The organism is Sphaerotilus hippei (genome assembly GCF_003201595.1).
Taxonomy (GTDB): domain Bacteria; phylum Pseudomonadota; class Gammaproteobacteria; order Burkholderiales; family Burkholderiaceae_C; genus Sphaerotilus; species Sphaerotilus hippei.
In genome coordinates this window covers 1-2,600 of the sequence record NZ_QJJS01000038.1, presented here as the reverse complement: position 1 = coordinate 2,600, position 2,600 = coordinate 1, and the positions used below count along the sequence as shown (strand labels likewise).

At 61.6% G+C, this 2,600-nt stretch carries 2 protein-coding genes; both read right to left on the bottom strand.

Annotated features, from left to right (window positions below):
* Positions 1-2,007: DEAD/DEAH box helicase family protein (locus C7444_RS19865; protein ID WP_211317613.1), on the bottom strand; the 2,007-nt coding region annotated here is incomplete at its 3' end.
* Entirely contained in the window at positions 2,004-2,501 is a 498-nt protein-coding gene (locus C7444_RS20125) for a hypothetical protein (protein ID WP_146219465.1), read from the bottom strand. The genes C7444_RS19865 and C7444_RS20125, both read right to left, overlap by 4 nt.
* Positions 2,502-2,600 lie beyond the last annotated feature (99 nt).

Genomic DNA, 2,600 nt, shown 5'->3' with positions numbered 1-2,600 from the left:
CTGCAGTTCCTGTTGGGCTTGCAGCCGCGATGACGCTCCCATGTCGCTCAGCCTCCTGCCATATGTTGAGACCGTGGCTTCATGCAATCGCCCTGCCAGTACCAGCGGGCTCTCGCCCGAGCCCGCATGTTGCTCGTTGGCACGCCGGATAGCTTCGAAGATCTGCCTCAGATTGCCCTGGTCGGGCAGGCTGGCATGCAGTAAACCCAGCAGCCCGGAGCGGCGTTCCCGACGACGGGCTTCAAGGTCACCGTATTGGCGGTCTAACCGCAAATCCAGACTGGCCCTGTCAATTGAACCTGCCCGGCCCAATTGTCGATGGGCGGCCTGCAGCGCCGACCATTCCTCTTCGTGCACCTTAGATTGTGGCCAAACCCCCCCGACATCCAACGTGCGCAACATCTCTCTGGCGTTCAGCAAGCGCGTCAAAGCTTTCAAAGCTATCGTGAAACGGCCGAAAACCAACACTTTTTCGCCGCCACTGGTCACTGCTTCTATCGCATCGACAGCCGCCAGCAGGGCTGGGTGATCGTGCAGTGGATCTCCGTCGCCGGAGAAGGCACTGGAGATCACCTGCTGCCACCACGCCGAACGCTGCACACGTTTGTCTTTGATGGGTTGGTCTGATGCGCCGGCGAACTCGCCGTCCAGCGCCAGTTGCTGGCGGTCTTGCTCGGCATCCCGCCTGACGTGATCGAGCAGCGAAGCGACACCGTGACCGCTACCCATGGTTAGTCGCAAACGCTTGGAGACGCGGTCGTCGGACTGATGCGAGACGACAGACAGGGCTTCGGCCGCACACACGGCTTGCTTCCAGGCGGAACTCAACTTCAGCGTATCGACGGATACCTCGCGTTCCTGCCGATATGTATGAATGGGCATGCCGCTGTGCTCGGCAAAGGCCGCCACCGACGGCGTTTCGCGCTTGTCTCGGCGCAGCAGATAGGGTGACAACGTCGTCTGGAATCGTGCTGCAGCGTATCGGTAGGCATCTCGCGCCTCAGGACTTCCAGGGCATTGACGCACTCTGGTGCAGGCCTTGGCATATTGCTCGAGGACATCGTCGCCTTCAGCTCCGGATAGGTTCAGCGCATCGACGTCAATGCGCTGCAGCGTCTGACGCCACTGGCCCACATCCAGCTCAACCGGTGTTGCCGTCATGGCCAAGCGGCGCGCTGAATCGCTCACCAGCACCACGTCATCGAGCATGCGCGACAGGCCGCTTTCGTCGCCACGACTTTTGTGGGCCTCGTCGATGATCACCAGATCGAACACGCCAAGGCCTAAGCCAACAGCCCGTTCGAGCCAAGGCCGCAGGTCTTTGTTGCGGCTGTATGCGGCACCATCCAGCGCGGCCGGCCACGGGGTCTCTTCGACTAGTTCGTGGATCAGGCGAGACGCTGGGCTCGTGCTGGGCAGTCCGTGGACAGCGGCGGCGACACTTGTGGCCATGGCCTCTACCCACGGGTCGCTCAGCTTTTCATGGTCGACGAAGCCACGAGGAAAACGGCCTTTGCTGACTTTCCGCCAGCTGGCGTAGAGCGTTGGCAATACCGCCCAACGCCACGAAGTGCTGCTTTCGCTCAGGCGCCAGTTGGTGAAGGCGTGGGACAGCAGCACGACTTGATGCTCAAACCACTGCGTGCTTGACGTGTTGTCCGGATTCCATGCCTCCAAGTATTGCCACAAGCTGCGCAACAGCTTCGGCGCCTCTACCCCACCGGCGCGGAGTTCGTCGCCCCACTGAAATCCCAGTCCCGGAGGCACGAGGATCGCCACCCGTCCACCGGCTTGGATGACGCAGCGGGCCAGCGCCACCGCGATGCGCGTCTTGCCCATGCCCACTTCGTCGGCAATCACCACACCGTTGGCTGGTAGGCGCGCTTTGAGTCCTCTCAGGCTCGCGCACTGCCCGGCGTTGAGTGGCCAACTTTCCGTTCCCTGTGCGTCGGCAAGGGTTTCGAGTGCTCGGCCCACGGCCTCCCAGCCCTGGAAATTCTGCTTCATCGTCTTCCTCCACCAATTACCGACAGATTTCCCGTACGCCATTTGTCTTCGATGCGATCCAGCACGGAGTCGTACATTTGCCCCTCGGCCGACTGCTCCTGAGTCTCGGCAAAGCTTGGCCGAAATGCCTCGACACGAAGCGGACTCAGGGGATTGAGGCCCAGTGCCTGGAAATAGGTCAGCACAGGGCTTTCGGCCATCAGGCACAGGGTCTGCTCCAGCCGTGCGCACCATGCGAGCCAATCTGTGTTTGCAATCGTGGTCTGTTTGGCGGCGATGTTTTCGATCAATTCCATCATCTGTCGCACCGGATAAGCCGCGACGCCTGCAGTCGATGCCACTCTGCCGTCCCCGGTTGTATCTCTGCTGTCGTTTCCCTCGTCTGGCTCGACGTCTTCGTTGGAAGCGGCCGGGAATCCGGCCAACGCCCACCAGGCCGCATCCAAATCCAGAGCCGCGAGTTCGGTCGCGGCGAGGCGGCCGAACTCGTCCATCACACAGGGCGATTGCATGAAGCCACGGTCTCAACATATGGCAGGAGGCTGAGCGACATGGGAGCGTCATCGCGGCTGCAAGCCCAACAGGAACTGCAG

Excerpts from the sequence above, each read along its gene's own strand:
- C7444_RS20125 (WP_146219465.1), bottom strand. The coding sequence starts at position 2,501 with ATGGACGAGTTCGGCCGCCTCGCCGCGACCGAACTCGCGGCTCTGGAT.